Origin of the sequence: Sphingomonas pruni NBRC 15498 (genome assembly GCF_001598455.1) — a bacterium.
In the GTDB taxonomy this organism is placed as follows: Bacteria; Pseudomonadota; Alphaproteobacteria; order Sphingomonadales; family Sphingomonadaceae; genus Sphingomonas; species Sphingomonas pruni.
In genome coordinates this window covers 1-1,911 of sequence record NZ_BCYZ01000149.1, presented here as the reverse complement: position 1 = coordinate 1,911, position 1,911 = coordinate 1, and the positions used below count along the sequence as shown (strand labels likewise).

Genomic DNA, 1,911 nt, shown 5'->3' with positions numbered 1-1,911 from the left:
CCCCTTTCAGGGAGGGGGGAAAGGAAACCGAAGCGCTCAGATAGTTGGCGACCCCAGCCTGTCAGATCCCGTCGATCACCTCGGCGATCGTTTCCAGGCACGCCACCGCCAGGACCTTGCAGCGATCCGGCGACCAGCCGAACTCGGGGTCGGGATTGGGGTCGTGGTCCTTGAACGGCATTTCCAGCGTCATCGACACGGCGCCGAACCGTTCGGCGAGCTGGTTGGTCGACATCGTCAGATTGGCCTTGCCCGGGGCCGACTTGTCATAACCCTGTTCGGTCTGGAATTCGGGCGTGCGCGCAGCGAGGCGGCGGCCGAAATCGTAGAATTTCTCGCCGAACGCGTCGGTCCAGCTGGGGATGCCTTCATAGCCGGCCAGGAAATTGGCCGGGATCGCTTCGTCGCCATGGACGTCCATCGCCAGCTTGACCCCGGTGCGGTCCATCTCGTCGCGGACCAGTTTGACCTCGGGGCTCTTCTCCATCGACGGCTCGTGCCATTCGCGGTTGAGGTTGATGCCCGCGGCGTTGGTCCGAAGATGCCCGCGGAAGGTGCCGTCGGGGTTCATGTTGGGCACGACGTGAAAGGTGCATTTGGCCTTCACCGCGTCCGCCGCGGGGCTGGTCAGCCATTCGAGCGCGCCTTCCATCCACCATTCGGCCATGCTCTCGCCCGGATGCTGGCGCGCGTAGAGCCATACCGGCTTGTCGCCCGTGCCGATGGTCAGCAAGTCGATCGCGCGGCCATCGAGCGTGTGGCCGAGCTCGCGATGCGTCACACCGGGCTTGGCGGCGTAGGTCGCGATCAAATCCTCGTGCCGTTCCATCGTGTACGGCGCGAAATAGGCGAACCACGCGACCTGCGCGTCCGACTGCCAGTCGAATTCGAGCACGCCGTTGTCGTAGCGCGTCGGAATCATCCGCCACTGGACGCGGTCGGTCGAGGCGCGCGCCTTGTAGCCCGGCCAGCCGAACGGATAGGCCGACTTGCCCGCATTCACGATGCGAAAAGTCAGCTTGCGCCCGGCCGCATTGGCGACGCGGAACGAGAACCATTGATAGAAATCGGACAGATGGTCCTTGGCGATCTCCAGGTCGACGCGGTCGCCCTGGATCTCGACGACGCGGATATTGCCGCCGTCGAACGCGGCGGTGATGGCAGGAAGGGTATCGGTCATTTGACCTCGATAGTCCGGCCCGACTCCCCTGGGAACCCGGTGAACAAAGCGGTCGCCAATTTGGGGGCGAGCTTGTCCGCCACCGCATTGCCGACGACTCCGATCGCGCGCGACTGGGCACGCCCTTCCCAGACGCCGAGATCGCCCTGGCGCTGGTTGATCTTGACCGACAGCATGCTGAGCGCGTCCTCGCGATCACGGCCGCGTCCGATCGGGAACGAGACGCCGCCGCCCAGCCCGACGCCGCCGCCATCGCGATTGCCGCTCCACGTGCCGCCGCCCAGGCCGATGCTGAACGGCGAACGCTCGCGTACGGGGCGCGCCTCGGTATGGAAGCCGATCATGGCGACATAGACGCTCTTCGATCCGTCGGGGACCAGAGTATAGCCTTGCTTCGTCAGCGCATCGCCGACCGCCAGGGCATAGACCTGATATTCCGGGCCGTTGTCGATGCCTTCGTCGGGCATCAGCGCGATAGTGCCACGGCCGACTTCATCGGCGCGATAGCGAGTCACTTCGGTGGGGAACGAGGCAGGCGCGGTCGCGCACCCCGTCACCATCAGGGCTGCCGTCAGCAGGATCGCTCTACGCATTCACTCTTCTCCACCATCGCGTTCGACAGGTATGTCGCCTTCTAGTCTGTTTCAGCAAGGCTGAAACAGGTGCGGTGCCGCCCTCCACAGTCATTCCAACGATGCTGCGCATCGCCGGAACCTTGGGCTGCTCCGCCC

General features: G+C 64.9%; 2 protein-coding genes. Both read right to left on the bottom strand.

What is annotated here, in order from left to right:
- Nucleotides 1–61: 61 nt before the first annotated feature.
- Nucleotides 62–1,180: a M14 family metallopeptidase gene (locus SPR01S_RS20950; RefSeq protein ID WP_066593786.1), complete on the bottom strand. Its 1,119-nt coding sequence runs from the start codon at nt 1,178–1,180 to the stop codon at nt 62–64.
- On the bottom strand, nt 1,177–1,773 hold the full coding sequence (locus tag SPR01S_RS20945) for a DUF4136 domain-containing protein (protein WP_084251346.1): 597 nt from the start codon (nt 1,771–1,773) through the stop codon (nt 1,177–1,179). The genes SPR01S_RS20950 and SPR01S_RS20945 overlap by 4 nt, the downstream gene beginning before the upstream one ends.
- Nucleotides 1,774–1,911 lie beyond the last annotated feature (138 nt).